Here is a 24,909-nt window from a genome sequence, read left to right as displayed (position 1 = left end):
TAAGACAAACTCAGTCGAGTTTTACGCCCAATCGCTGTGCCACCGCTTCATAGGCTTCAACCACGCCGCCCAGGCTCTGACGGAAACGGTCTTTGTCCATTTTATCCAGCGTCTCTTTGTCCCACAGGCGCGCACCGTCTGGCGAAAACTCATCGCCCAGCGTCACTTCGCCGTTAAACAGACCAAATTCCAGTTTGAAGTCGACCAGAATCAGGCCCGCATCGTCGAACAGTTTGCTCAGCACGTCGTTGGCTTTAAAGGTCAGCTCCTGCATCCGCGCCAGGTTCTGTTTGCTGACCCAGCCAAAGGTTTCGCAGTAGGATTCGTTGACCATCGGGTCGTGCTTTGCATCATCTTTCAGGAAAAGATCAAACAGCGGCGGATTGAGCACAATGCCCTCTTCCACGCCCAGACGCTTTACCAGCGAGCCTGCAGCACGGTTACGCACCACGCACTCGACCGGCACCATCTCCAGCTTCTTCACCAGCGCTTCGGTATCGGACAGCAGCGCTTCCATCTGGGTCGGGATACCTGCTTCCTGCAATTTGGTCATGATGAAGTGGTTAAACTTGTTGTTAACCATTCCCTTGCGATCAAACTGCTCGATTCGGGCGCCATCACCTGCTGACGTATCGTTGCGGAATTCGAGTATCAGCAGATCCGGGTTATCGGTGCTGTATACGGTTTTCGCTTTACCGCGATACAACTCAGCTCGCTTTTGCATCTTGTTCACTCCAGACTTGAAATAACGGGTGTTCAGCGACCAGTGCCGCTGCGGCGATTGCCTTGACGCAATCGTTTACTTCGCCGCGCGCTATTATGCCAAAAACAAAATAAAAAGGCCGGAGAATCTCCGGCCTGAGGCAACTTTATTTGTTCAGCGCCGCCTGGAACACGGCTACCAGCGCATCGTTCTGCGACTGGGTCAGCACATGCCCTTTCGGGTCGATGAATTGCAGACTGGTACGGTTGTCGAGATCGCCGACCTGCACTTTGTAATCACCGTTTGGTAATTCCGGATCTTTCGCACCGACTGAATCCCAGTCGCTGCTGCCCGGTGACTTGTAGGTCACCTTCATGCTGCCGGTTGAGCGGGTGGTATCGGTCACTTCCATCCCGACGCGTTTCATCGCATCTGGCAGACGCTGCCATGCCACGTTGTATGGCGTACGCAGGATCAGCATTGGCAGACCGGTGTCATCTGCGCCGCTCTGCACATCAATAGCGCCACTTACCCGGCCTGATGCGGCGTTTTCACTGGCGGTATCAATTTTGTCCAGACCGGTGCTGATTTCATTCAGCATCTGCGCGGTGTAACGCTGGATCTGCACAGGTGACGTAATGGTTTTACCATCCTGCTGCAGCTCCAGCAGACGCACGGTAAGCTGCTGCTGATAGCTCTGCGACTGCACGCTGATCTGATAGCGGCCACGATACTGCTGATCTTCATCAGCACGGTTCCACTGCACCCAGTCGGTCGTCAGCTGCTGACCGGCATCGTTACGTGAAGCAATCGGGAATTTGTTTGACTCAACGACGTTAACGACCCGGGACCAGACTGAACCACGGCTGTTATCGATCATCAGCGCACCGGTATTGTTACTGAACTGCGCGCGCGTCCCGTTCATCAGCGCCAGCGGCTGGGCTGGCGGACGAATGTCGAGCTGCTTGCCGGTGGGTGCCTGGCTGCTGGTGCGCGGCACATCATAGTCACCACGCTGAACCGGCAGGATCATTCCGGCTGGCGCTTTCAGTTCACTTAACTGGCTGGCTTCAAGATAAGATTCGTCACCGCTGACCTGGCGCTTATAACGCTGATCGCTTGAACAGGCCGACAACAGCATCAGAGTAGAAAGCCCGACTACTGTGGCTACTGTTGACCGCTTTACTGAGTAATTCATTCAAACTCCCTAAATTATCGCAAACCCGCTTTCACCAGCGCCTGCTCCACTTTCGGCTGGCCGGCTGCAGTCAGTGGCGTCATTGGCAGACGCAGCGTGTCGTTAGCGATTAATCCTAGCTGTTTCGCAGCCCATTTCACCGGGATAGGATTGGGTTCACAGAAAAGCGTCTGGTGCAGGTGCATCAGACGCTGATTCAGGCGGCGTGCCTCAACGAAATTGCCCTGCTGTGCGAGTTGACACAGCTCGACCATTTCACGTGCAGCCACATTGGCGGTCACCGAAATGACGCCTTTGCCGCCCAGTTGCATAAAGTCCAGCGCAGTCGCGTCATCGCCACTAACCAGAATAAAGTCTTCATTAACCAGCTCTTGGATCTGACTAACCCGCGATAAGTTCCCGGTTGCCTCTTTGATTCCGATAATATTTTTAATTTCGGCCAGGCGGGCAACGGTTTCCGGCAGCATGTCACAACCGGTACGCGAGGGAACGTTATACAGCATCTGCGGCAGGCTGGTGCTATTCGCAATCGCTTTAAAGTGCTGGAACAGCCCTTCCTGCGTGGGACGGTTATAGTATGGCGTCACAGTCAGACAGCCCACTACGCCGGAATTTTCAAAACGCTTCGTCAGAGAGATGCCTTCAGCGGTGGCATTGGCACCGGTTCCGGCAATCACCGGAATCCGGCCATCGGCCAGTTCCAGGGTCAGCATCACCACATCACCATGTTCTTCATGGCTCAGGGTTGCAGATTCGCCTGTGGTGCCGACGGAAACGATCGCCGCGGTGCCGCTGGCGACGTGATAATCAATCAGTTTTTTCAGACTCGACCGGCAGACATTACCGCTGTCATCCATTGGCGTAACGAGTGCAACAATACTTCCCGTAAACATTGGCGATCCCCTCGACAAACAAGTGCTTCATGGTACGTTTTACACTTAGGGAAAAGCAAGCAAGCCACGCCATTCCCGCGCTTGTCAGCAGTTTTTTTTATGTTTACCTTATGGTTATTAGCGAAAGCAGAGGAAAAGCCATTTTGCCGCAATCTCAGCCCCATCATCTGGTGATCACCGCGCTCGGTGTTGACCGTCCGGGTATCGTCAATACGATTACCCGACACGTCAGCAGCTGCGGTTGCAATATTGAAGATAGCCGTCTTGCCATGCTTGGGGATGAATTCACCTTTATCATGCTGCTGTCAGGCAGCTGGAACGCGATTACGCTGATTGAATCGACGCTGCCGCTGAAAGGCGCAGAGCTGGAGCTGCTTATCGTCATGAAGCGCACCAACGCCGGGGTTCGTCCGCCGATGCCCGATACCGCGTTCATTCAGGTTGAAGTGGCCGACTCGCCGCATATTATTGAACGCTTTACCGATCTTATTGATAAGCATCAGATGAACGTGGCCGAACTGGTGTCGCGCATCACACCCGCGCAACACGATTTGCCACCAACGCTCTATATTCAAATGACCGCCCACAGTCCGACACGAACCAGTGGCACCACTTTTGAGCAGGCTTTTAATACCCTGTGTCAGGAGCTGAATGCCCAGGGAACACTGCGTCTCTACAGTGTGTCTGACGCTGACAACAGCGAATCGGTCAGCGCGGTACGCTAAGCTTTAGTTAATAAACCGGAGTTATTTCTCCACATGCCTGACGCGTGATCGGCTATGTGGTGAAATACCCCCTGATGGTCATATTCCCTCTGGTCGTTTCGGGCCAGATGGTGTATTACCCACAGCCTGAATAAGAAAATGGAGAGATGTGATGAATCCACTGAAAGCCGGAGATACTGCACCTGCATTTAGCCTGCCCGACCAGGACGGCGAACACGTGAATCTGACCGACTTCCAGGGACAGCGCGTTCTGGTGTACTTCTACCCGAAAGCGATGACGCCAGGCTGCACCGTGCAGGCGTGCGGTCTGCGTGACAACATGGATGAGTTGAAAAAAGCGGGCGTGGAAGTCCTGGGCATCAGCACCGACAAACCGGAAAAACTGTCAAAGTTTGTCGAAAAAGAGCTGCTGAACTTCACGCTGCTGTCAGATGAAAATCATGAAGTCTGCCAGGCGTTTGGCGTCTGGGGTGAAAAAACCTTTATGGGGAAAACCTATGACGGTATTCATCGCATCAGCTTCCTGATCGATGCTGAGGGCAGGATTGAGAAAGTGTTTGATAACTTTAAGACCTCGAATCACCACGACATGGTGCTGGATTACGTTAAGTCAGCCTGATGTTGAGGGGCGCGGTAGCCCGACCGCCGCGCCCTGCTTATCTTCTTTCCCTTTCACGCTTGCCTGCCGTAAAAAAACATCTGCTCTACTTGCGATTAAGTCGTGCGATTAAGCTGCGGCGACGATAACGCAGTTTCGCCCGGCATTTTTCGCCGCGTAGAGCGCGGCATCCGCCTGTTTCAGACTCGTTTCCAGCCCGGCATCCTGGGTGCCGTTCCAGGCCGCAACGCCAATAGACAAGGTAATTCGTCCTACATCCGTAAGCCAGGCTTCGGCAATACCCAGCCGTACGCGCTCCGCGATGATCTGTGCCTCATCCAGGGCCGTGCCCGGCAGCAGCATCAGAAACTCCTCTCCGCCGTTGCGACACACCACATCAGACTGACGGGCGCTGGCACGCAGCGTGCTCGCCACCTGCTGAATCACCCGGTCACCAACATCATGACCCCAGCTGTCGTTGACGTTTTTGAAATGGTCGATATCCAGAGCCAGCACCGAGAAAGGCTGGCGCAGCGTGCGGTAATACTCCAGCACCGCATTCAGACCACGGCGATTCAGCAACTGGGTCAGCGGATCGGTCTGCGCTTCCGAGCTAAGACGGCCAATCTTGTCCTGCACCAGACCAATACCGGTGAGCAGTGCACGTTTGACCTGAGCCGCCTCAAAATACCAGGCGGTGATACCACCAATCTCTTTTGATACCCCCTGCGCATCCATCCGGCTGGCTTTGCGGGCCAGCTGGAAGAGTGGCCGGGCGATCAGCCGCGCCAGCACCACGGCCACCAGCAGAGTCAGCAGCGCGAACGGCACAGAATTTTTCAGGACTTTCATTAACAGGCCTGACAGCGGATCCAGCGTGACGTTAATCGGCTTCAGAGCCACCACCGTCCAGCCGGTGGTCGGCACGATCGCAAAGCCCGCCAGCTGAGCTGACTCCCCCGGACCGGCAAGCATCAGCGAGCCGTTGGTCTGCTCGTCGCGCGGACTGACGATGGCCGGCAGCGTTTTACCCACCAGCTGCCGGTTCTGGTGATACAGCACCTCATTATTGCTGTCGAGCACATAGACCGTGGTGCCATCCCGGTAGAACTGCTCACCCAGCAGCGCATTCAGAATGCTTTTTTTCTTCAGATAGATGGTGCCGCCGATGTATCCCAGGTAGTCGCCATCGGCACTCCAGACGGGCCAGGAGACAAACACCAGCAGATTGTTGGCAGCAGAAAGGGTGGGTTTACTGATGATCGGCTGACGCAGGGTCAGCGCTTCCCGTGAGGCGTCGCTGGTCAGATGCATACCTTTCAGAGTCAGCGACTCAGGCGAAATCGCCTTGATCACGCCCTGCGCATCCACTATCGCCACTGAGTTGAAACTGCTGGTCTGCTCGCGCAGGCGGCTGACTTCGCTTTCCAGCAGCGCCTCATTATTAAAGTCGCGGCTGAGCTGATTAGCGCTGTAGTGCAGCTGTGACTGCGCCAGCTGAAAGAAAATCTCACTGGTTGAGGCCAGTTTGGCGGCGTAGGCGCGATTGGCCTCAAGCGTGGTGTCAATCAGCACCTGGCGCTGAACCCGCCAGGTAGCGTAAAGCGTATTCGCGAGCGTGATAACAATGCTGACAATCACCAGCAGGGCGATCAGATTGCGCAAATCGGCCTTGGGCCGAAAGAGCTTTAACATGGCGTCGCCGCCCCGAAGATAAATGTCATGTCGTTAATGCCTGATTATTTTTTTAATGTGTGCCAGAAGCCCTGATATCCGGGCTTAAGTCTACACGGTGTCGGCATTTTTGAGCAGCATTAAGACAAATTTCACGCCTGAGAATCCAGATTTAGCTGGCACTAATCGATTAATCCCTGACTATCGTAAAAAGGCCAGGGTCCTGAAAAGCGGCCAATCGCACACTGATGCGTGATCATTCCCTGCCCGGGTTGCCAGCAATGCAGCAAAAAGCCGGGCGGCTCCAGAATAAAGTGAGCCGGCCCGTCGGGGTGCAGATCCAGCGCCACCTGATGCGACACGCCTGGCGCAACACAGGCCAGCGTGCCGGCAAAACGGGTCTGCAGACTGCGATGCAGATGACCGCAGAGCACCCGCTCAACCTGCGGATGGCGGGCGATGATCGCCTCAAGGGCCTCCGGATGACGTAACCGTTGCCGGTCCATATGGGCAATGCCACAGGCAAAAGGAGGATGATGCAGCATCACCAGCGTGGGCTGATCGGCAGCCGCGCTCAGTGCCTGATCCAGCCATTGCAGCTGGTGTTCGTCCAGCTCTCCCCACGGCTGTTGCGGTACGCTGGAGTCCAGCGCCAGCAGCCTGACGCCGCCGACGCGAAGCTGCCAGTTCAGGGTGGGTCCCGTCTGCAGATAGGCGTGATCCGGGAAAGCGGCACGCAGCGCCTCGCGGTCGTCATGATTGCCCGCCATCAGGTAAAACGGCAGCTGCAGGCGTTGCAGGGCTTCCCGCAGCGTCTGGTACTCTTCCGCCCGGCCAAAATCGACCAGGTCGCCGGTAATCACCACCACATCGGGCCGCGGCTGCAGCGCATTAAGGGTGTCGATAACCTGCAGTAGTGCAGCACAGGTATCGACCTGTTTGTAAGAGAGGCGGCCATGGGCCTTGATATGCAGATCGCTGATTTGCGCAATCATCGTGGGTTGAACAGACACAACAGACTCCTTAGCAACTGAATTCCAGCGCGGCCTGACTGGTCAGCGACCAGCTGATGCGCTGCCCGGCCTGCCAGATTTCGCGCGCATGACGCTCTACCTGAATGGGGCTATCCATTCCGATATCGATCAGTAAGCGCTGCGAAGCGCCGAGGAAGGTGCTGCCCACCACTACGCCGCGCTGGGGATAGCGCATGTCGTCGGCCAGCAGCACATCTTCCGGGCGGCAAAAACGCAGGGGCTGACCATGGGGATCGTGCGCAATACAGTTAATGGCACCCACAACGTCGGCCACAAAACGGGAGGCCGGGCGCTGATAAATGCCCTGCGGCGTATCGAGCTGCACCAGACGGCCCTGCTCCATCACCGCGATGCGATCGCCCAGCGCCATCGCCTCCTGCTGATCGTGCGTGACGTAAACGGCAGTGATCGCCAGCCGCTTGAGCAGTGCGCCGATCTCCAGCCGCAGTCGATCGCGCAGCCTGGCATCAAGCGCCGCCAGCGGCTCATCAAACAGCAGCACTTTAGGCCGGGCGGCCAGCGCGCGAGCCAGTGCCACCCGCTGCTTCTGCCCGCCGGACAATTTATCAATCGCGCGATGTGACAGATGCGTCAGATCCACCAGCGCCAGCATCTCTGCCACCCGCGCCTCACGTTCGGCTCGCGGCACGCCCTGCACCTTCAGGCCATAGGCGACATTCTGCGCCACGTTGAGTGTCGGGAACAGCGCGTAGTTCTGGAACACCATGCCGACGTTGCGTTTCTCAATCGGCAGCGCGGTAACATTCCGCTGATCAAACCAGACTTCACCTGGCGCATCGCTGCTTTCCAGACCGCTGATGATACGCAACAGCGTGGTTTTTCCGCAGCCGGATGGCCCCAGCAGCACCAGCGTTTCTCCGGCGTGGACCCGCAGATCGAGCGGATGCAGCGCGACCTGCTGATTGAAGCGACGCGAGCAGTGGCGCAGCGTCACGTTGACGGCCTCTTTCATAGGGTTTCCTCTCTCTGCTGCCGCGCTGATTGCCGTTCCAGCCAGTGATTACAGGCGTTGAGCAACAGCAGCAGCGGTAAAATCATCATGATAAAAATCAGGGTGTAGGCGGATCCGACTTCCAGCCGCATCGAGGTGTAGCTGTCGGCCAGCCCGACAGGCAGGGTTTTGGTCAGGGGCGTGTGCAGCATCCAGGTGATGTTGAACTCCCCTATCGACAGCGTAATCACCATAAACGCACCCGCCAGAATGCCGTTGCGACAGTTCGGGACGACCACGGTAAAGAAGCGACGCCAGAAGCCCGCCCCCAGGCTCGCGGCGGCCTCTTCCAGCCGCGGCAGATCAATCGCCTGCATTACCGACAGCACCGGTCGGATCATAAAGGGCAGCGTAAAAAGCACATGGCCGATCAGGATGAAGAGCCAGCTGTCGCGCAGTGCGCTGAACTGACCATAAAGCAGAATGATACCCAGCGCGGTGGCAAGGCCCGGCAACGCAACCGGCAGCATCAGGCACTCCTCAATGCGTGAGGCCCAGCGCGATGGCGACTTCAGTAAGCCCCAGGCGGCGGGCACACCCACGATGACCGTCACCACCAGACAGCTCAGGGCGATCAGCAGCGACAGCCAGAAGGTGTCGGCATACATCTGCCACACCTGTTCCACCCACTTCAGCGTCAGCCCGCTGCGCAGGCCCGCGAAGTAGTTCTGCGTGACGCCCGCCAGCATTGAGAGCATCACCGGCACGATCATAAACAGTGCGGTAAGGCTGGTGATCGCCACCTGCAGCCAGAACAGACCCCGGCGCTTCATGATGAACGCTCCTTCCGGCACGCAAGCCCATTAGCCAGCATCAGCGCCAGCCAGGCCACTGCCCCCATCACCACCGAGAGTGCCGCCGCAGTGGCAAAGTTGGCGTAATTAGTGAACTCGCCATAAATAGTCAGCGGCAGCACCGCCAGCTCTGTGCCCAGGGTAAAGGCGGTGCCAAACGCACCCATGCTGGTGGCAAAACAGAGCGCGCCACAGGAGAGCAGCGCCGGTTTCAGCCCCGGTATGATCACGTCGATGATGATGCGCCACTGGCTGGCTCCCAGCGAACGGGCCGCCTCCTCCAGCGATCGATCCAGCTTCTCGCTCGCCGCCACCAGCGTCACGATAGCACGCGGCAGCGAAAAATAGAGATAGCCAATGAATAAGCCGCTGAGCGAATAGGCGAAAACCCAGCGCTCATGAAACAGGCTGAGGCTGAGTTGCGCCAGCACACCCTGACGCCCCGCCAGCATCACCATCAGAAATCCCACCACCACGCCCGGAAAAGCCAGCGGAAAGGTCAGCAGCGCCAGCAGCGTGCCGCGCCCGGTAAAGCGTTGCCGCGCCAGAAAACAGCCGACTACCGCCGCAATCAGCAACGTCACCAGCGTGACCGCCGCCGAGAGCAGCACGGTGTTCAGCAGGCTTTGCAGATACTGCGGCTGACTGATCACCGTCCAGTAGCCGCTGTGGTGCGTGGTACGATCCTCCGTCATCCCTATCTGCAACAGGCGGGCAAACGGCAGCAGCCAGAAGGCCGCAAAGAAGAGCAGCGCAGGCAGCAGCATCCACAGCCAGTTCGCCCCCAGCGGCCGGAGCCGGTGGCGAACCGGCCCGCCAGCGGCAGACAGGTTGATTTCTGACAGTGACATCAGCGAATCTCACTCAGATAACGCGCGGAGAAGCCCTTCTGCGCATCGGCCATCTGCTGATAATCGACCGTGTGGGCGCGCGCATAATCGCTGTCAGGCAGGAAATATTTTTTCGCCTCGGGTGACATCGCCCCCGCCCGCACCGGACGCAGCCAGGCATTGGCCCAGATAGCCTGACCGGCATCTGACAGCACGAAATCAATCACTTTCTTACCGTTGGCCGGATGCGGCGCATTCTTCACCAGGCTGATGACGTACGGCACCGTGACTGTTCCCTCGCTCGGGATCACAAACTCAACGTTGGCGTGATCTTTGTAGCGGGCGCGATAGGCGTTGAAGTCATAGTCGATCAGAATCGGGATTTCGCCCGAAATCAGACGCGCATAGGCGGTCTGCTTAGGCACAATTGGCTGGTTGCGCTGCAGCGCCTTAAACCAGTTAATCGCCGGGGTGAAATCATGCAGGCTGCCGCCTTTGGCCTGATTCACCGCGACCGCTGCGACATAGCCTACAAAGGCGCTGGCCGGATCCAGATACCCCACCATACCTTTATATTCCGGCTTCAGCAGATCATCCCAGGAGCGCGGCACCGGCGCGCCACCCAGCGCATCGACATTAACCATAAAGCCCATGGTCCCGGAGTGCAGCGCCACCCACTTGCCATTGGGATCTTTCATGCCTGCCGGGATCTGATCCCAGTTAGTCGGTTTATAAGCGCTGACCACGTCGGCACTGACAGCCTGAATACCAAAGCTGACGCCGTAATAGACCACGTCGGCGACCGGATTGTTTTTCTCCGCCACCAGCTGCGCCAGCGCCTGCCCTGAATTTTTATTATCCTGCGGCACATGAATGCCGGTCGCTTTTTCAATCGCCTGAAGCTGCGTGGCCCAGTCGGCCCACTCTGGCGGGCAGTTATAGCAGATGGCATTTTCTGCCGCCTGCGCCCACGAACTGGTAAGCGAGCATCCGGCCAGCAGCGCAGCGCTGGCGACCTGTCTGATATTAAGGTTGAGTGACATGATGTTTCCCTGAAATAGAACCATGAAATGCCGGGGCGATACTCTCCCCGAGCCGTAAATGATGGGCCAGCAAGTGGGTTTTGCCGCCCGGATTCAGAAGCAGATCGATGGCGCGCGTGCCCATCAGCGCAATCGGCTGCACCACGCTGGCCAGTGATGGTGAAAGCTGTTCACCCAGCTCAATGCCGTCGAAGCCGATGACTGACAATTGATTCGGTACGCTGACACCGGCACGCGCAGCAGCCCCCAGCAGGCTGATAGCCAGCAGATCGTTACTGCAAATCACGGCGGTCAGTGGCGAAGGGGCATTCATCAGGGGCAGCAGCAGCCGGAAGTCGGACTGAATATGGCTGGGCATCTCAATCATTGCCCGCGGCGTCAGACCGGCCTGCTGCATGGCTTCGCAGTAGCCGAGGTAGCGCAGACGCGCACGATCAGATTGCTGCATAGGTCCAGCGGCCATCACGATGTGGCGATGGCCGAGATTGATGAGATGGGCAGTCGCTTCCGCCATCGCTTTACGGTTATCGACGCACAGCGCGGGCCAGTCGTGCTGTTGCGGCACGTTGTGAGTCAGCACGAAGGGCATCTTTGCTGCCGCCAGCGTCGGCAGCAGCGCACTGCGGTCGGCGTCTGCCACCGTCAGAACCAGACCGGCGACACGCTGGTGCAGCATATGTTCGACAATGGCCACTTCCCGCTCAGCCTGATAATCACTGGTTGCCACCAGCAGCGCATACCCAGCCTGACGGGCCTGCTGCTCCATCGCCTGCAGTTGCAGGGCAAAAACCGGATTAAGCAGTGAAGGCAGCAGTACGCCAAGCGTGGTGGAGTGTTGAGTGCGGAGCTGACGGGCAATATGATTCGGGCGAAAACCGATCTGTTCCGAGGCGGCAAGCACCTTTTGTAGCGTGCCTGGTTTCAGCAGATGAGGATCAGAGAAGGCGCGTGCGGCGGTTGCGCGGGAGACCCCTGCCAGTCGGGCTACGCTGATTAAATCTGTCATCACTGCCTCGTTTATCGTCGATGAGATCGATCTCATTGCGACGTAAACTAGCGGCGTTATATGACAGGCGCATCACGGTAACATGACCGGCAGGTGACAGCGGCAGTGACGCCGCTGCGGGGAATTAAAGCATCAGGAAGGCGTAACCGCTGTTTTCCAGCGTGGCAACGGTGGTGCCGCTGGAGATAGTGTGGGTGACCATCGGATCGATCCAGTTGCGATCGAGCTGATGAAACGCCACGGACTGATCACAGATAGTGACCTGAACGCCCGCTTTTTTCAGTTCGCTGATCAGCTTCAGGTTCGGGTTATCCACGCCGTAGGCTTTGCTGAACTGGTCATTATTCAGCGCTGACGACACCGCGTCGCCGTTAATCGACACCACAAATTTCAGCTGGTCGAGTGGCACACCCGCCGCATAATAGAGGTTGGTGACACGTGCCACACGCTCCAGGCCCAGATTCGGCTTACGAATATCGCCGTCATTGTGGTTAATCTGGAAAACAATTTTATTACTCAGACCCGCAGTGGTGCCGGGTTTAAATGCTGGCGTATCGACATAATGTATTTTGCCGTAGCCTTCAATCGCAGGCGTACTCCAGAAATCAGCAGGCTCAGATTTATTATCTGCCATTTTTCCGCTGACCTTATCGAATAATTCCGGCAACTGTAAAACATTGCCTCCGATAAATCCTGCTACGGCTGCCATTACTACTAACGCTGCTGGACGCATTCACTCTTCTCCTGGTCGTTTAAAACATCAATTACATTGCCAGCCACGCGTACCCCTGGTTTTGCAGGGTTGATACCGTGGTTGGACTGGAAAGCGCATGGATGACAGATTTATCAATCCAGTTATTCGGATAGTGATGGAATGCCACGGACTGATCGCAGACCGAGACTTTCACTCCCGCCTGATTCAGCTCATTAATCAGCTTCAGGTTTGGATTTTCGATGCCATAAAACTGTTTGAAATGGGCGTTATCGAGCATGGCAGGCGTTGCGTCACCAGTGACCGAAACCACAAATTTCAGCTGGTCGGCCGGCACGCCAGAGGCGATATACAAATTCACCACGCGCGCCACACGCTCCAGTCCCAGATTCGGTGCGGTCATCGCGCCGTCGCTGCGGGTAATCTGGAAAACGATTTTGTTGCTCAGGCCCGCCACCGGTTTAAACGCGGCGTCAGGCTCGTAATGAATTTTGCCGTAGCCTTCAATCGCCGGGGTACTCCAGAATCCAGGCGCTTCCTGTGGCTCGGTTGCAAAATGACGTGTCACTTTGTCGTAAATATCGCCACTCTGTGTGACAGCCGCGCCAACGACGCCGCCAATAATGGCGATTAACGCGTATGAAACCACTGAACGCATAACACTTCTCTCCGGCAAATAATGTCTGTCAGATTCAGGGCTGAATCAGGTCGGCTATCTATACCACAGCGCAGGTTTAATTCTCGCTTCTGTAAATTCAGGTCAACGCGCTATTGATAACCGCTGAAATTATTCACTCAGAGAATTAATCGAAGATTTTCATCATGCAGAAAAAAAGGTCTTAGCCGCAGTGGATCTGACTATCACGAATTTAATCTCTGTCTGTTAAGTTGATGCGAGAAAATAACAGCCAGGCATAGCTGGAATCAGGAAGAGTGTTGCAGGTAATACGATTTAATTAATCAATGGTGCAGAAACATTTTGCGGCGCAGCGTGGCCTGTTTTTTCAGAGTAGACCTGGAAAAACGCGTGCCATATTCAGTTTTTCTGATTGAATTTACATAACTTTAAAAAAATAATGATTACGGTTCCGGATATCTGTCAGCAGATTCTGCTTTATTCGGTCGAAGCACGACGGGAATGAACAGATAAGAGGCAAATTAGCGGCTCAGGACCCCGGGAAAACCTCGCCGGATTTACCTCGTTTAACTGCGGTTTAAGTTGGCGGGATGTTCAGTTTTTTTCGTCAAAATCTGCGATCTTGCACAAATTACGCCAGGCACTCGCCAGAAAACGACATTTCTTTCTTTTGATGCTCTGGTTAAGATAGTCCCGAACCGCCGTTATCTGCGAAAAATGGAACATTCCCGCTGCGCACCTGTCCATTTTCAGGGCCTCTCTACAGGATTAAGGCATGTTGAACCGGTTAAAGAAAACGCTGATCGCCGCGCTACTCCCGACGCTCATTTTCACCACTCTGACACCTGCCAGGGCCGATGTCAGTGACTCGCTTCCCGATATTGGCACCACGGCCGGTTCGACGCTGTCGATTAATCAGGAACTGCAGATGGGCGACTTCTATGTGCGCCAGCTGCGTGCCAGTGCGCCGCTGATCAACGATCCGCTGCTTAATCAGTATATTAATCAGCTGGGGCAGCGGCTGGTCTCGCATGCTGACTCCGTCAAAACCCCGTTCCACTTCTTTCTGATTCAGAACGATGAGCTCAACGCCTTTGCCTTCTTCGGTGGCAACGTGGTGCTGCACTCCGCGCTGTTTCGCTTTACCGAAAACGAAAGTCAGCTGGCATCCGTGATGGCGCATGAAATTTCACACGTCACCCAGCGCCATCTGGCGCGCGCCATGGAAGATCAGAAGCGCAATGCCCCACTCACCTGGGTCGGTGCGCTGGGCTCGATACTGCTGGCGATGGCGAGTCCGCAGGCGGGTATGGCCGCACTGACCGGCACCCTGGCGGGTACGCAGCAGGGGATTATCAGCTTCACCCAGGGTAATGAGCAGGAAGCTGACCGCATCGGCATTCAGGTGCTGCAGCGCGCCGGTTTCGATCCCCAGGCGATGCCGAACTTTCTGCAGAAGCTGGCCGATCAGAGCCGCTTCTCCTCCAAGCCACCTGAAATTCTGCTGACGCACCCCCTGCCCGACAGCCGTCTGGCGGATGCCCGCAACCGTGCTAACCAGATGCGCCCGGTCGTCGTGCAGTCCACTGAAGATTTTTACCTGGCGAAGGTGCGTGCGCTGGGGATGTACGCCACCGGGCGTAATCAGCTTACCGATGAACTGCTGAGTCAGTATGCCAGCGGCAATGCGCGTGAACAGCTGGCATCACAATATGGCAAAGCCATACAGTTTTTACAGGCCAAGAGCTATGCCGATGCGAAGCGCATCATGACGCCGCTGCTGGCGAAACAGCCTAATAATGTCTGGTTCCTGGATATCATGTCGGACATCGACATCGGCCTGAACCAGCCACAACAGGCGATCGCCCTGCTCACCGCCGCAACCGGTGCCAAAAACAGCCCGGTGGTGCAGTTAAACCTGGCGAACGCCTACGTGGAAGCGAAGCAGTATGCCAGTGCCAGTCGTATTCTGAACCGCTATACCTGGGCCAATAAAGACGATCCCAACGGCTGGGATTTACTGGCCCAGGCTTCTGCACAGCAGGGACTGAATGATGAAGAGTTGTCGGCACGGGCAGAGAGCCTGGCGCTGAATGGCCAGCTTGATCAGGCCATCGCCGCGTTAGGCAGCGCCAGCGCACAGGTGCCACTCGGCAGCCTGAAGCAGGCGCGCTACGATGCCCGTATCGATCAGCTGCGCCAGTTGCAGCAGCGCTTTAAGCAGTATCAGAAAGGCTGAGAAACGACGTAGCTGACATGCCAAAAATAAAAGGAGAGTCTGAAATGGTGACGATTTACCACAACCCGCGCTGCAGCAAGAGCCGCGAAACGCTGGCGCTGCTGAACGCCCGCGGCATTGAGCCGGAAGTGGTGCTCTATCTGCAGACGCCGCCCGATCGCGAGACGCTGCAAATTCTGCTACAGAAACTGGGAATGCAGAGTGCACGAGAGTTGATGCGTACCAAAGAGGCGCTCTACAGCGAGCTGGCACTCGCCGATAAAAACGAAAGTGCGCTGCTGGATGCGCTGGTAGAAAATCCGGTGCTGATTGAAAGGCCGATTGTGATCAATGGCGATAAAGCGCGGATCGGACGTCCGCCAGAAGCGGTGCTCGACATTGTTTAAAGGCCGAGCGTCTCTTTAACGAAGGGAATAGTGAGTTTACGCTGCGCGCTGATCGAGGCGCGATCAAGCCGATCCAGCGTATCAAACAGCGTGCGCATTTCCCGATCCAGTCGCTTCAGCAGGAAGCGACCCACATCTTCCGGCAGTTCAAATCCACGTAATCCGGCACGCAGTTGCAGCGCCTGCAGTTTGTCTTCATCGGAGAGCGGCTGCAGGCGATAGATCTGCCCCCAGTCCAGCCGCGAGGCAAGATCGGGCAGCTGCAGATTCAGCTGACGTGGCGGACGATCGCCGGTAATAAACAGGCGCGTATTGCCGGTTTCCAGAATGCGATTATAGAGATCGAAGATCGCCATCTCCCACTCCGGTTCGCCTGCAATGCACTCGATGTTATCGATGCAGACCAGTGACAGCTGCTCCATCCCTTCCAGCACTTCCGGAACAAACCAGGTGCGTTTATCCAGCGGAACGTAACCGACCGCTTCACTGCGCGCGGACATTTCGGCGCACGCGGCGTGCAGCAGATGGCTCCGCCCACCGCCTTCGCGTGACCAGAAGTAGAGATAGCTGCCATGTTGTTGGTTGAGAGCGCCTTTGAGTGCGGCAATCAGCGACGGGTTTTCCCCCGGCCAGAAGCTGGAGAAGGTTTCATCGTCGGGTAAATAGAGTGGCAATGACAATTGTGCCGGCGTGTTCAGAAGCACCTCAGCAAGAGAACAAGCAAAAAATCGGGGGAAGTCTAACACAGTTTTCAGAAAGAGATGAATGGGGCGTCCCTGCCCCGGATCCTGTCAGGCGCGCTGCGATCAATGTTCGCGCGGTTCTTCAGCCTCCAGCACCACTTCTTCCGGGCGCAACAGCGAGATCACGCGGAAGATCAGCGCCAGGCCAACGCCCACGATCGTCGCCAGTGCCATGCCTTTCAGCTCTGCCGCGCCGATATGTACCTTCGCCCCGCTGACGCCGATGATCAGGATCACCGAGGTCAGGATCAGATTCTGCGCTTTGTTGTAATCGACTTTGGATTCGATCAACACGCGGATACCGGATGCGCCAATGACGCCATACAGCAGCAGCGACACACCGCCCATCACCGGCACCGGGATCGCCTGGATCACCGCCGCCAGTTTGCCGACGCAGGAGAGCAGAATCGCCAGAATCGCCGCGCCGCCAATCACCCAGGTGCTATAGACGCGGGTAATCGCCATCACGCCGATATTTTCCCCATAGGTCGTATTCGGCGTCGAACCAAAGAAGCCAGAAATAACGGTGGATAAGCCGTTGGCGAACATCGAACGATGCAGGCCAGGGTCGCGAATCAGATCTTTCTTCACGATGTTGGCCGTAACCACCAGATGACCGATATGCTCGGCAATGACCACCAGCGCCGCAGGCAGAATCGTCAGCATTGCCACCCACTCGAAACGCGGTGTATAGAAGGTTGGCAGGGCAAACCACGGGGCTTTCACCACGCCACTCCAGTCAACGATGCCCATAAAGGCAGAGAGCAGATAGCCTGCCACTACACCGACCAGAATAGGGATAATCGCCAGGAAGCCACGGAACAGTACCGAACCGAAGACCGTTACCGCCAGCGTGACCAGCGAAATCAGCACGGTTTTGCTGTCGGGCGCACTGCCTTCAGCGGGCAGCAGGCCAGCCATATTGGCGGCGACACCCGCCAGCTCCAGACCGATGACGGCGACAATCGCGCCCATCGCCGCCGGGGGAAACATCACGTCGAGCCAGCCGGTGCCCGCGCGTTTCACAATCAGCGCCACGATACAGAACAGCACGCCGCACAGGATAAATCCGCCCAGCGCGACCTCGTAACCCAGTGGCAGCAGCAGCAGCACCGGCGAGATAAAGGCAAAACTGGAACCGAGGTAGGCGGGAATTTTGCCTTTACAGATAAAGAGATAAATCAGTGTGCCGACGCCGTTAAACAACAGCACCGTCGCCGGGTTGATGTGGAACAGAATCGGCACCAGTACCGTGGCACCAAACATGGCAAACAGGTGTTGCAGGCTGAGTGGAATGGTTTGCAGTAACGGCGGTCGTTCACTGACGCCAATGGCGCGACGAGTCATCATTTATCCCCTTATGTTTTGTATCCCCATGGGTTCGCGCCTCTGGCACAGCAGCAGGCAAGCCGGTGCGCCTTGCGGCAGACCGAATCCGTTCGGGGCGTTTTTTTGTCAAAAAAAAGCCGACTCTCTGGTCGGCTGTGCGATTTATTTGGTTCCGAAAATCTTGTCCCCGGCATCGCCGAGCCCGGGAATGATGTAACCCTTTTCGTTCAGTCCCTGATCCACTGACGCGGTGTAAAGCTCGACGTCAGGATGCGCTTTCTCCAGCGCGGCAATCCCCTCTGGCGCGGCAACCAGAACCAGCACTTTGATGCTGGTGCAGCCCGCTTTCTTCAGCAGGTCGATGGTGGCAATCATGGAACCACCGGTCGCCAGCATCGGGTCGACCACCAGCGCCAGGCGCTCTTCAATGTTAGAGACCAGCTTCTGGAAATAGGGAACCGGCTCCAGCGTCTCTTCATCACGGTAAACACCCACCACGCTGATACGGGCGCTGGGAACGTGCTCGAGCACCCCTTCCATCATGCCCAGGCCGGCACGCAGGATCGGGACCACCGTGATTTTTTTGCCTTTGATCTGATCGATCTCTACCGGGCCGTTCCAGCCCTCAATGGTCACGCGCTCTGTTTCCAGATCGGCGGTCGCTTCGTAGGTCAGCAGGCTGCCCACTTCAGAGGCCAGCTCGCGAAAACGCTTTGTACTGATATCATGCTCACGCATCAGGCCCAGTTTATGTTTGACCAGCGGGTGTCTGACTTCCACGATCTTCATTGGTGTTCTCCCGGAATGAGTTGAGCTAAAAAAAAATCGCGGGATTATACCGCCTTTTGCACGCTGCGCCACCTGCTCTTGCGCAAAGCCGCGGATTTTATGGGGACAAATAGAGGATTAATGAAAATCGCCCGATGCGCAATGCCGGACTCGCAAACGTTTGCCTGCACTGATAGAATTGCCGCGCTTTATTTTAAACCACCAACCGCAACTCGCGTGGGGACCTCGCAGTGACCGACAAAACCTCTCTCAGTTACAAAGACGCCGGTGTTGATATTGATGCTGGTAACGCTCTGGTTGACCGTATTAAAGGCGTAGTGAAAAAGACGCGTCGCCCGGAAGTGATGGGTGGACTGGGCGGTTTTGGTGCGCTTTGCGCGCTGCCGCAAAAATACCGTGAACCCGTGCTGGTCTCCGGCACCGATGGCGTGGGCACCAAGCTGCGTCTGGCGATGGATCTCAAACGTCACGATGCCATTGGTATTGACCTGGTCGCGATGTGCGTCAATGACCTGGTAGTTCAGGGCGCCGAGCCGCTCTTCTTCCTGGACTACTACGCCACCGGCAAACTGGATGTGGATACCGCCTCTGCGGTGATCACCGGCATCGCGGAAGGGTGTCTGCAGTCAGGTTGTGCGCTGGTGGGCGGTGAAACCGCTGAGATGCCAGGCATGTATCACGGCGAAGATTACGACGTGGCCGGTTTCTGTGTCGGCGTGGTGGAAAAGTCAGAAATTATCGACGGCAGCAAGGTGCAGGATGGCGACGTACTGATCGCCCTCGGCTCCAGCGGCCCGCACTCCAACGGCTATTCGCTGGTGCGTAAGATTCTGGAAGTCAGCAACACCGATCCGCTGGCTGAACAGCTGGAAGGCAAACCGCTGGCCGATCATCTGCTGGAACCGACCCGCATCTACGTGAAAAATATCCTGAGCCTGATTGAGCAGGTCGATGTGCACGCTATCGCGCACCTGACCGGCGGCGGCTTCTGGGAAAATATCCCGCGCGTCCTGCCCGACAACACCCAGGCTGTCATCGACGAGAAGAGCTGGCAGTGGCCGGCGGTCTTCAGCTGGTTACAGCAGGCGGGCAACGTCAGCCGTTTCGAGATGTATCGTACCTTTAACTGTGGCGTCGGCATGATCATCGCACTGAGCCCGGCAGACGCGGACAAAGCGATTGCGCTGATGCAGGCCGCAGGCGAGAAAGCCTGGAAGCTCGGCGTGATTAAAGCGTCGGATGCTGAAGAGCGAGTGGTCATCAACGGATGAAAAAGCTGGTTGTACTGATTTCCGGCAACGGAAGTAACCTTCAGTCCATCCTTGACGCCTGTGAAAGCGGGCGGATTCACGGCAGCGTCGCTGCCGTGTTCAGCAACCGTGCCGCCGCGTATGGCCTGACGCGGGCGCAGGAGGCGGGGATCCCCGCCCACGCGCTTGCCGCCAGCGACTTCGCTGACCGCGACGCTTTTGATCGTCAGCTCATTGCTGAAATCGAAGCCTACCGTCCGGATTTGATTGTGCTGGCCGGTTATATGCGCATTCTCAGCAGCGCGTTCGTAGCGCATTTTCACGATCGCCTGCTGAACATCCATCCTTCCCTGCTGCCGAAATATCCAGGACTGCATACGCATCGTCAGGCGCTGGAAAATGGCGACAGCGAACACGGCACGTCCGTGCATTTCGTGACGGATGAACTGGATGGCGGTCCGGTGATCCTGCAGGCTAAAGTCCCGGTCTTTCCTGGCGATAGTGAAGCGGAGATTACCGAGCGGGTGCAGCATCAGGAACACGCGATCTATCCGCTGGTAATCGGCTGGTTTGTTGAGGGTCGGCTATTGATGCGTGACGGCAAGGCCTGGCTGGATGGCGAACCGCTGCCGCCGCAGGGCTATGCTAACGACTGACGTTCTAAAAGCCGTGACAGGTTTTCCCACAAACGGCTGAAAAGCTTAAAGCGTCTTTACGAAGGGCACTGGCTCCCTGAGCCGGTGCTTCATTCGCCCCGCACAAAAATCCGCTGTATCTCCTTTCTCAGCCGTAACGCCCCGTAATGTAATCTTCGGTCCGTCGCTGTTTCGGCGCGGTAAAGATCCGGTCGGTCTCATCAAACTCCACTAACGCGCCCTGATGCATAAACGCGGTGTAATCGGACACGCGCGACGCCTGCTGCATGTTGTGCGTCACCAGCACCAGCGTGAAATGCTGCTTCAGCGTGGTCATCAGCTCTTCAATCACCAGCGTGGAGATCGGATCCAGCGCGGAGGTCGGCTCATCCAGCAGCAGTACTTCCGGCTCAATGGCAATGGCGCGGGCAATCACCAGCCGCTGCTGCTGTCCGGTCGAGAGCGTCAGCGCATTCTGTGACAGCTGATCTTTCACCTCACCCCACAGCGCCGCCGCACGCAGCGCACGCTCACAGGCTTCGTTCAGTACCCGCCGATCGCGCACACCCTGTAAACGCAGCCCGTAAACCACATTTTCATAAATCGATTTTGGAAAAGGATTAGGCCGCTGAAACACCATGCCGACCCGACGGCGCAGCGCGGAAAGATCCTGTTCGGGGCGCAGGATCGGCTGCGATCCCAGCAACACCTCTCCCTCTACCCGGCAGTGATCAATCACGTCGTTCATGCGATTAAAGCAGCGCAGCAGCGTCGACTTGCCGCAGCCCGAGGGGCCAATCAGCGCGGTAATTCTGTTTTTCGGCACCTGCAGCGAAATATCCTGCAGCGCCTGGCGCTCGCCATACCACAGCGACAGATGGTTAACGGTCAGCGCGATATCCGTGTCGGACGTCATAGTCATAGCCTGTTATTGAGTCATAAGGCGATAGCGTTCACGCAGACGGTGACGCAGGCCCATCGCCAGCAGATTAAGCGACAGAATAATCAGCACCAGCAGCAGCGCGGTAGCGAACACCAGCGGCCGGTCAGCTTCAATATTCGGACTCTGAAACGCCAGATCGTAAATCTGGAAGCCCAGATGCATAAACTTGCGATCCAGATGCAGATAAGGGAACACCGCGTCGACCGGCAGTTCCGGCACCATTTTCACCACGCCCACCAGCATCAGCGGCGCGGTTTCACCTGCTGCACGCGCCACCGCCAGAATCAGGCCGGTCAGCATGGCCGGCACTGCCATCGGCAGCACCACGTTCCACAGCGTTTCCGCCTGGGTCGCGCCCAGCGCCAGCGAACCCTGCCGCAGGCTGTTGGGAATACGCGATAGTCCCTCTTCGGTCGCCACAATCACCACCGGCAGCGTCAGTAACGCCAGGGTCAGCGACGCCCAGAGTAAACCTGGCGTGCCGAAGGTGGGATTGGGCAGTGCGCTGGCAAAAAAGAGCTGATCAATCGTGCCGCCCACCAGCCAGACAAAGAAGCCCAGACCAAACACGCCATAAACAATGGAAGGGACGCCGGCCAGGTTGACTACCGCGATGCGCACCAGCCTGGTCAGCGCATTGCGTCCGGCATATTCATGCAGCCAGATAGCGGCGACGACGCCCAGCGGCATCACCACCACCGACATCAGCAGCACCATCAGCACGGTACCAAAGATCGCCGGAAACGCGCCGGATTCACTTTCGCCCCCGGCAGGGGAATCACTGACGAAACGCCACAGCTGATGCAGAAAATGTCCGGTTTTGCCGGTCAGCGTCATCGCGTTCGGCTTCCAGCTGTCGACGATTTCGGTCAGCGGAATCGCATGTTCATGGCCCTGCCCATCCCGCAGGATTAACAGATCGCGCTGACTCTGCTGTTGCAGAGAAGCCAGTGTCTCACTCAGCTGATTAAAGCGGCGCTGCAGTGCGGCCTGATTCGCCTGATATTCTGACTCTGCCTGCAGATCAAAGCGTCCGGCAGCCCGGTTTGTGGCCGCCTGCTCATCAAGCTCTTCACGCTGGCTATTGAGGCGCGCCATATCCACCCGGCGAATCTGGTTAGCCTGCCGCACCAGCATCTGTACCTGACCGAGCCGCTGATGCAGCAGCGCATCGGGATTCTGTGCAGTTAACTCTTCATTATCTTCACGCAGGCCGACAAACCAGCCATAGGCCTGACCGTGACTGCGGCGCTGCAGCACCATGACGTCCGGCGGCTGACTGATTGTTGCCGCTGCACGGCTGTAGACCACGCGGAAATCGGGGGCGTCCCAGTCGCGGTTACCGGTTTTAATCAGATAGCGATTCACCTGACCACCGCTGTTGCCCTGCTCATCGGCCGGCGCTGGAAAGTGCCGCTGATGTTCCAGGGTTTCACCCAGCAGGCGCGTTTCACCGCCTTCAGGCTGGCTGAAGGTATAGAGATCCACGCGCTGCGGCCAGAAAGCACGGACGCCCTGCCACGCCAGTAGCCCAATCAGCAGCGTAAAGGCCAGCAGGCAGACGGCGACGGCACCCGCGGTTAACCAGCGCCAGCGATCGTTTTGTCGCATCGCCTTCATGCCTGCTCCTCCTGCTGGCTGTAACGCTGACGCAGCCGCTGGCGGATCAGTTCGGCAACCGTGTTTATCACCAGCGTAAACAGCAGCAGCATCAGGGCACTGAGAAACAGTACGCGATAGTGCGCACTGCCCGCTGCGGCTTCCGGCATCTCAATGGCGATGTTGGCGGACAATGCGCGAAGACCGTTGAACAGGCCACCTTCGCTTTGCGGCGTGTTCCCGGTCGCCATCAGCAAAATCATGGTTTCTCCCACGGCGCGTCCCAGACCGATCATCAGCGCGGCAAAAATCCCGGCGGAGGCGCCCGGCAGAACGACGCGGGTCAGGGTTTGCCATGGCGTTGCGCCCAGTGCCAGCGAACCCTGGCCCAGCGCCGCAGGTACGCTGAACAGCGCATCTTCAGAGAGGGTGAAGATCAGCGGCACCAGCGCAAAGCCCATCGCCAGCGCGGCCACCAGCAGATTGCGCTGCTCGTAATGCGGCAGCCAGTCGCCCGCATCCGGTATAAACAGCGTGGGCAGCCACAGTGTCAGCAGTGTAACCAGCAGCAACAGCGGCAGCAGAATCACTACTTCCCGGCCCGGCTGACGCCAGCGCGGCGGTAAACGCGCGCTGAATACGCCACACAGCAGCAGCGCGCCTGCCAGCGTCAGGGGCAGCAGCAGTACCCCCACCAGCGCCTGACCAATATGTGGCGCAAGCCAGATCCCGGCAATCAGCCCCACCACTACGCTTGGCAGCGCGCCCATCATCTCAATGGCTGGTTTAACCCAGCGCCGAAGGCCCGGTGCCATGAACCACGCGGTGTACATCGCCGCGGCCAGCGCCAGCGGCGTGGCAAACAGCAGTGCTAAACTGGCCGCTTTCAGCGTTCCCGTGACCATCGGCATCAGGCTGAACTTGGCCTGATAGCTGTCACCGGCGGCGGTGGATTGCCAGACCCAGTCGGGTCCGGGGTAGTTTTCATACCAGATTTTCTGCCAGAAATTACGCCAGGTTACATCCGGCCACGGATTATCGAGCCGCAGGGTTTGCCAGCTTCCCGCCCGCTCAATCAGCAGGCTGTCGCCATGGGGTGAAAACTGCGCCTGCACGATGCCGGGTTCAAGCTGACGCTGCAGTATCGGGCCAGTCTGCTTGCTGGCGAACAGTCGCAGCATCCCCTGTTTACTGAGCGTCGCAAACACGCGACGCTGTGATTCTGTCACCAGAATCGTCTCGCCATCGCTGTGCGCAAAGGTCCGGATACGCTGCAGGCGCGGCCCCTGATCGCTGGCGATAGCAAACCACTGGGTGACACCGCTGCGATCCTGAATCAGCAGGCTTTTTCCGCCCACCAGCAGATGCAGACTTTTTGGGAGCTGCGACAGAGTATGCGTTTCGCGCAGCAGGGCACGGTCATCGTCGAGCTGCCAGACCCGCAGCAGCGTGCCTTCGGTGGTGTAGAGCAGATCGCCGGAGGGCGAGAGCGCCAGCAGATCAAGCTGGCGTTGCGGCAGCGGGATAACCGACGCCTGACGATCGGTGCCCAGCGTCAGCACCCGCAGTCCGGCCTCAGTGAGAGCAGCGATGCGCCACTGACCCGCATGACGCGTCGCCAGCGCCATCTTTGTCACTGCGCCATCAGGCAGATGAAAGGGTTTGTCGCCCAGCGGGAAGCGCCACTGCTCGTCGGTCGCAGGCTGCATCAGCGTCAGCGCGCCCTGCATATTCAGTAGCAGCGTCTGCCCATCGGCACTCTGCACCACCTCATCGGGCGCCGGGGTCAGCGCCAGCGCCGGTTCCGCAGGCTGACCATCCAGCGCAATAAAACGTGCTGCACCGTGCGCGCTGATACGCCAGCCAATATTGCCCTGATTGCCTATCGCTAAAGCGGGCGTACGATCCCAGAGTTGCTGGCTGGCCGCGATTTGCAGGCCCGGCGCATTAAACAGCGGTAATACCACGCCAATCAGCCAGCAGAACAGCAGCAGCATCAGCAGCAGGATCGCGACGCCACAGCAGGTGATCAGCCGCCGCGTCAGACGATCAACGGCTCGACGCTTGCGATCGCTGAATTGGACAGGAATGTGGTTTGCGCTCATGCGGTTCCGGTAGCAGGCCAAAATAAGCCGCT

Annotated in this window: 24 protein-coding genes; 6 read left to right on the top strand and 18 right to left on the bottom strand. The window is 57.6% G+C overall.

What is annotated here, in order from left to right; translation table 11 throughout:
* Positions 1-10: 10 nt before the first annotated feature.
* The 3 genes from purC to dapA form a co-directional block, all read right to left on the bottom strand.
* Positions 11-724 carry a phosphoribosylaminoimidazolesuccinocarboxamide synthase gene (gene purC, locus EGO56_RS05280; protein ID WP_013358686.1) on the bottom strand — a complete coding sequence of 238 codons (714 nt, stop codon included), beginning with the start codon at positions 722-724 and terminating at the stop codon, positions 11-13.
* 145 nt (positions 725-869) lie between these two features.
* Complete coding sequence (bamC, locus tag EGO56_RS05275) at positions 870-1,901, bottom strand: outer membrane protein assembly factor BamC (RefSeq protein ID WP_013358687.1); 1,032 nt, start codon at positions 1,899-1,901, stop codon at positions 870-872.
* Between the two features lie 14 nt (positions 1,902-1,915).
* On the bottom strand, positions 1,916-2,794 hold the full coding sequence (gene dapA / locus EGO56_RS05270) for a 4-hydroxy-tetrahydrodipicolinate synthase (protein ID WP_010260008.1): 879 nt from the start codon (positions 2,792-2,794) through the stop codon (positions 1,916-1,918).
* A 143-nt stretch (positions 2,795-2,937) separates the two neighbouring features.
* Here dapA and EGO56_RS05265 point away from each other — a divergent pair, with 143 nt between their 5' ends.
* The gene (locus EGO56_RS05265; protein ID WP_135907887.1) at positions 2,938-3,519 is read left to right on the top strand and encodes a glycine cleavage system transcriptional repressor; all 582 of its coding nucleotides are present in this window, start codon (positions 2,938-2,940) and stop codon (positions 3,517-3,519) included.
* Positions 3,520-3,670: 151 nt separating this feature from the next.
* Positions 3,671-4,138, top strand: coding sequence for a thioredoxin-dependent thiol peroxidase (gene bcp / locus EGO56_RS05260; RefSeq protein ID WP_010260016.1), 468 nt, complete (start codon positions 3,671-3,673; stop codon positions 4,136-4,138).
* A gap of 108 nt (positions 4,139-4,246) precedes the next feature.
* Here the strand turns inward: bcp and EGO56_RS05255 are convergent, their stop codons facing one another.
* The 9 genes from EGO56_RS05255 to EGO56_RS05215 all read right to left on the bottom strand — a co-directional run bounded on the left by EGO56_RS05255 (position 4,247) and on the right by EGO56_RS05215 (position 12,880).
* Positions 4,247-5,812: a sensor domain-containing diguanylate cyclase gene (locus EGO56_RS05255; protein WP_135907886.1), complete on the bottom strand. Its 1,566-nt coding sequence runs from the start codon at positions 5,810-5,812 to the stop codon at positions 4,247-4,249.
* Between the two features lie 161 nt (positions 5,813-5,973).
* Entirely contained in the window at positions 5,974-6,804 is an 831-nt protein-coding gene (locus EGO56_RS05250) for a phosphodiesterase (RefSeq protein ID WP_135907885.1), read from the bottom strand.
* A 10-nt stretch (positions 6,805-6,814) separates the two neighbouring features.
* The gene (locus EGO56_RS05245; protein WP_135907884.1) at positions 6,815-7,798 is read right to left on the bottom strand and encodes an ABC transporter ATP-binding protein; all 984 of its coding nucleotides are present in this window, start codon (positions 7,796-7,798) and stop codon (positions 6,815-6,817) included.
* Positions 7,795-8,610 carry an ABC transporter permease gene (locus EGO56_RS05240; protein WP_135907883.1) on the bottom strand — a complete coding sequence of 272 codons (816 nt, stop codon included), beginning with the start codon at positions 8,608-8,610 and terminating at the stop codon, positions 7,795-7,797. Before EGO56_RS05240 ends, EGO56_RS05245 begins: the two co-directional genes overlap by 4 nt.
* Positions 8,607-9,482 carry an ABC transporter permease gene (locus EGO56_RS05235; RefSeq protein WP_135907882.1) on the bottom strand — a complete coding sequence of 292 codons (876 nt, stop codon included), beginning with the start codon at positions 9,480-9,482 and terminating at the stop codon, positions 8,607-8,609. The genes EGO56_RS05240 and EGO56_RS05235 overlap by 4 nt, the downstream gene beginning before the upstream one ends.
* On the bottom strand, positions 9,482-10,504 hold the full coding sequence (locus EGO56_RS05230) for an ABC transporter substrate-binding protein (RefSeq protein ID WP_135907881.1): 1,023 nt from the start codon (positions 10,502-10,504) through the stop codon (positions 9,482-9,484). Before EGO56_RS05230 ends, EGO56_RS05235 begins: the two co-directional genes overlap by 1 nt.
* The gene (locus EGO56_RS05225; protein ID WP_135907880.1) at positions 10,488-11,510 is read right to left on the bottom strand and encodes a LacI family DNA-binding transcriptional regulator; all 1,023 of its coding nucleotides are present in this window, start codon (positions 11,508-11,510) and stop codon (positions 10,488-10,490) included. Before EGO56_RS05225 ends, EGO56_RS05230 begins: the two co-directional genes overlap by 17 nt.
* A gap of 124 nt (positions 11,511-11,634) precedes the next feature.
* Positions 11,635-12,243 carry a DsrE family protein gene (locus tag EGO56_RS05220; RefSeq protein WP_033733500.1) on the bottom strand — a complete coding sequence of 203 codons (609 nt, stop codon included), beginning with the start codon at positions 12,241-12,243 and terminating at the stop codon, positions 11,635-11,637.
* A 31-nt stretch (positions 12,244-12,274) separates the two neighbouring features.
* Complete coding sequence (locus EGO56_RS05215; RefSeq protein ID WP_013358697.1) at positions 12,275-12,880, bottom strand: DsrE family protein; 606 nt, start codon at positions 12,878-12,880, stop codon at positions 12,275-12,277.
* Positions 12,881-13,634: 754 nt separating this feature from the next.
* Between EGO56_RS05215 and bepA the strand changes: the two genes are divergently transcribed.
* Together bepA and arsC are read left to right on the top strand one after the other, a co-directional pair.
* Complete coding sequence (gene bepA, locus EGO56_RS05210) at positions 13,635-15,098, top strand: beta-barrel assembly-enhancing protease (protein ID WP_135907879.1); 1,464 nt, start codon at positions 13,635-13,637, stop codon at positions 15,096-15,098.
* A 44-nt stretch (positions 15,099-15,142) separates the two neighbouring features.
* Positions 15,143-15,484 carry an arsenate reductase (glutaredoxin) gene (gene arsC, locus EGO56_RS05205; protein WP_135907878.1) on the top strand — a complete coding sequence of 114 codons (342 nt, stop codon included), beginning with the start codon at positions 15,143-15,145 and terminating at the stop codon, positions 15,482-15,484.
* Here the strand turns inward: arsC and hda are convergent.
* From hda to upp, 3 genes are all read right to left on the bottom strand, one after another.
* Positions 15,481-16,182 carry a DnaA inactivator Hda gene (gene hda, locus EGO56_RS05200; protein ID WP_195719715.1) on the bottom strand — a complete coding sequence of 234 codons (702 nt, stop codon included), beginning with the start codon at positions 16,180-16,182 and terminating at the stop codon, positions 15,481-15,483. The two genes, arsC and hda, sit on opposite strands and share 4 nt — an antisense overlap.
* A gap of 108 nt (positions 16,183-16,290) precedes the next feature.
* Positions 16,291-17,574 carry a uracil permease gene (gene uraA, locus EGO56_RS05195; RefSeq protein WP_033733504.1) on the bottom strand — a complete coding sequence of 428 codons (1,284 nt, stop codon included), beginning with the start codon at positions 17,572-17,574 and terminating at the stop codon, positions 16,291-16,293.
* A 144-nt stretch (positions 17,575-17,718) separates the two neighbouring features.
* The gene (upp, locus tag EGO56_RS05190; RefSeq protein ID WP_009088774.1) at positions 17,719-18,345 is read right to left on the bottom strand and encodes a uracil phosphoribosyltransferase; all 627 of its coding nucleotides are present in this window, start codon (positions 18,343-18,345) and stop codon (positions 17,719-17,721) included.
* 230 nt (positions 18,346-18,575) lie between these two features.
* Between upp and purM the strand changes: the two genes are divergently transcribed.
* Entirely contained in the window at positions 18,576-19,616 is a 1,041-nt protein-coding gene (gene purM, locus EGO56_RS05185; RefSeq protein ID WP_135907877.1) for a phosphoribosylformylglycinamidine cyclo-ligase, read from the top strand.
* On the top strand, positions 19,613-20,251 hold the full coding sequence (gene purN / locus EGO56_RS05180) for a phosphoribosylglycinamide formyltransferase (protein ID WP_135907876.1): 639 nt from the start codon (positions 19,613-19,615) through the stop codon (positions 20,249-20,251). The genes purM and purN overlap by 4 nt, the downstream gene beginning before the upstream one ends.
* A gap of 127 nt (positions 20,252-20,378) precedes the next feature.
* Here the strand turns inward: purN and pstB are convergent, their stop codons facing one another.
* Genes pstB through EGO56_RS05165 form a run of 3 tightly spaced genes read right to left on the bottom strand, consistent with a single transcriptional unit; the run spans position 20,379 to position 24,877 of the window.
* The gene (gene pstB, locus EGO56_RS05175) at positions 20,379-21,146 is read right to left on the bottom strand and encodes a phosphate ABC transporter ATP-binding protein PstB (RefSeq protein ID WP_135907875.1); all 768 of its coding nucleotides are present in this window, start codon (positions 21,144-21,146) and stop codon (positions 20,379-20,381) included.
* Positions 21,147-21,158: 12 nt separating this feature from the next.
* On the bottom strand, positions 21,159-22,793 hold the full coding sequence (gene pstA / locus EGO56_RS05170; protein ID WP_135907874.1) for a phosphate ABC transporter permease PstA: 1,635 nt from the start codon (positions 22,791-22,793) through the stop codon (positions 21,159-21,161).
* Complete coding sequence (locus tag EGO56_RS05165) at positions 22,790-24,877, bottom strand: ABC transporter permease subunit (RefSeq protein ID WP_135907873.1); 2,088 nt, start codon at positions 24,875-24,877, stop codon at positions 22,790-22,792. Before EGO56_RS05165 ends, pstA begins: the two co-directional genes overlap by 4 nt.
* Positions 24,878-24,909 lie beyond the last annotated feature (32 nt).

It is taken from the genome of Pantoea vagans, from assembly GCF_004792415.1.
GTDB classification, from domain to species: Bacteria; Pseudomonadota; Gammaproteobacteria; order Enterobacterales; family Enterobacteriaceae; genus Pantoea; species Pantoea vagans.
Note: the sequence above shows the minus strand (reverse complement) of the source record. Positions and strands in the feature narration are given on the sequence as shown.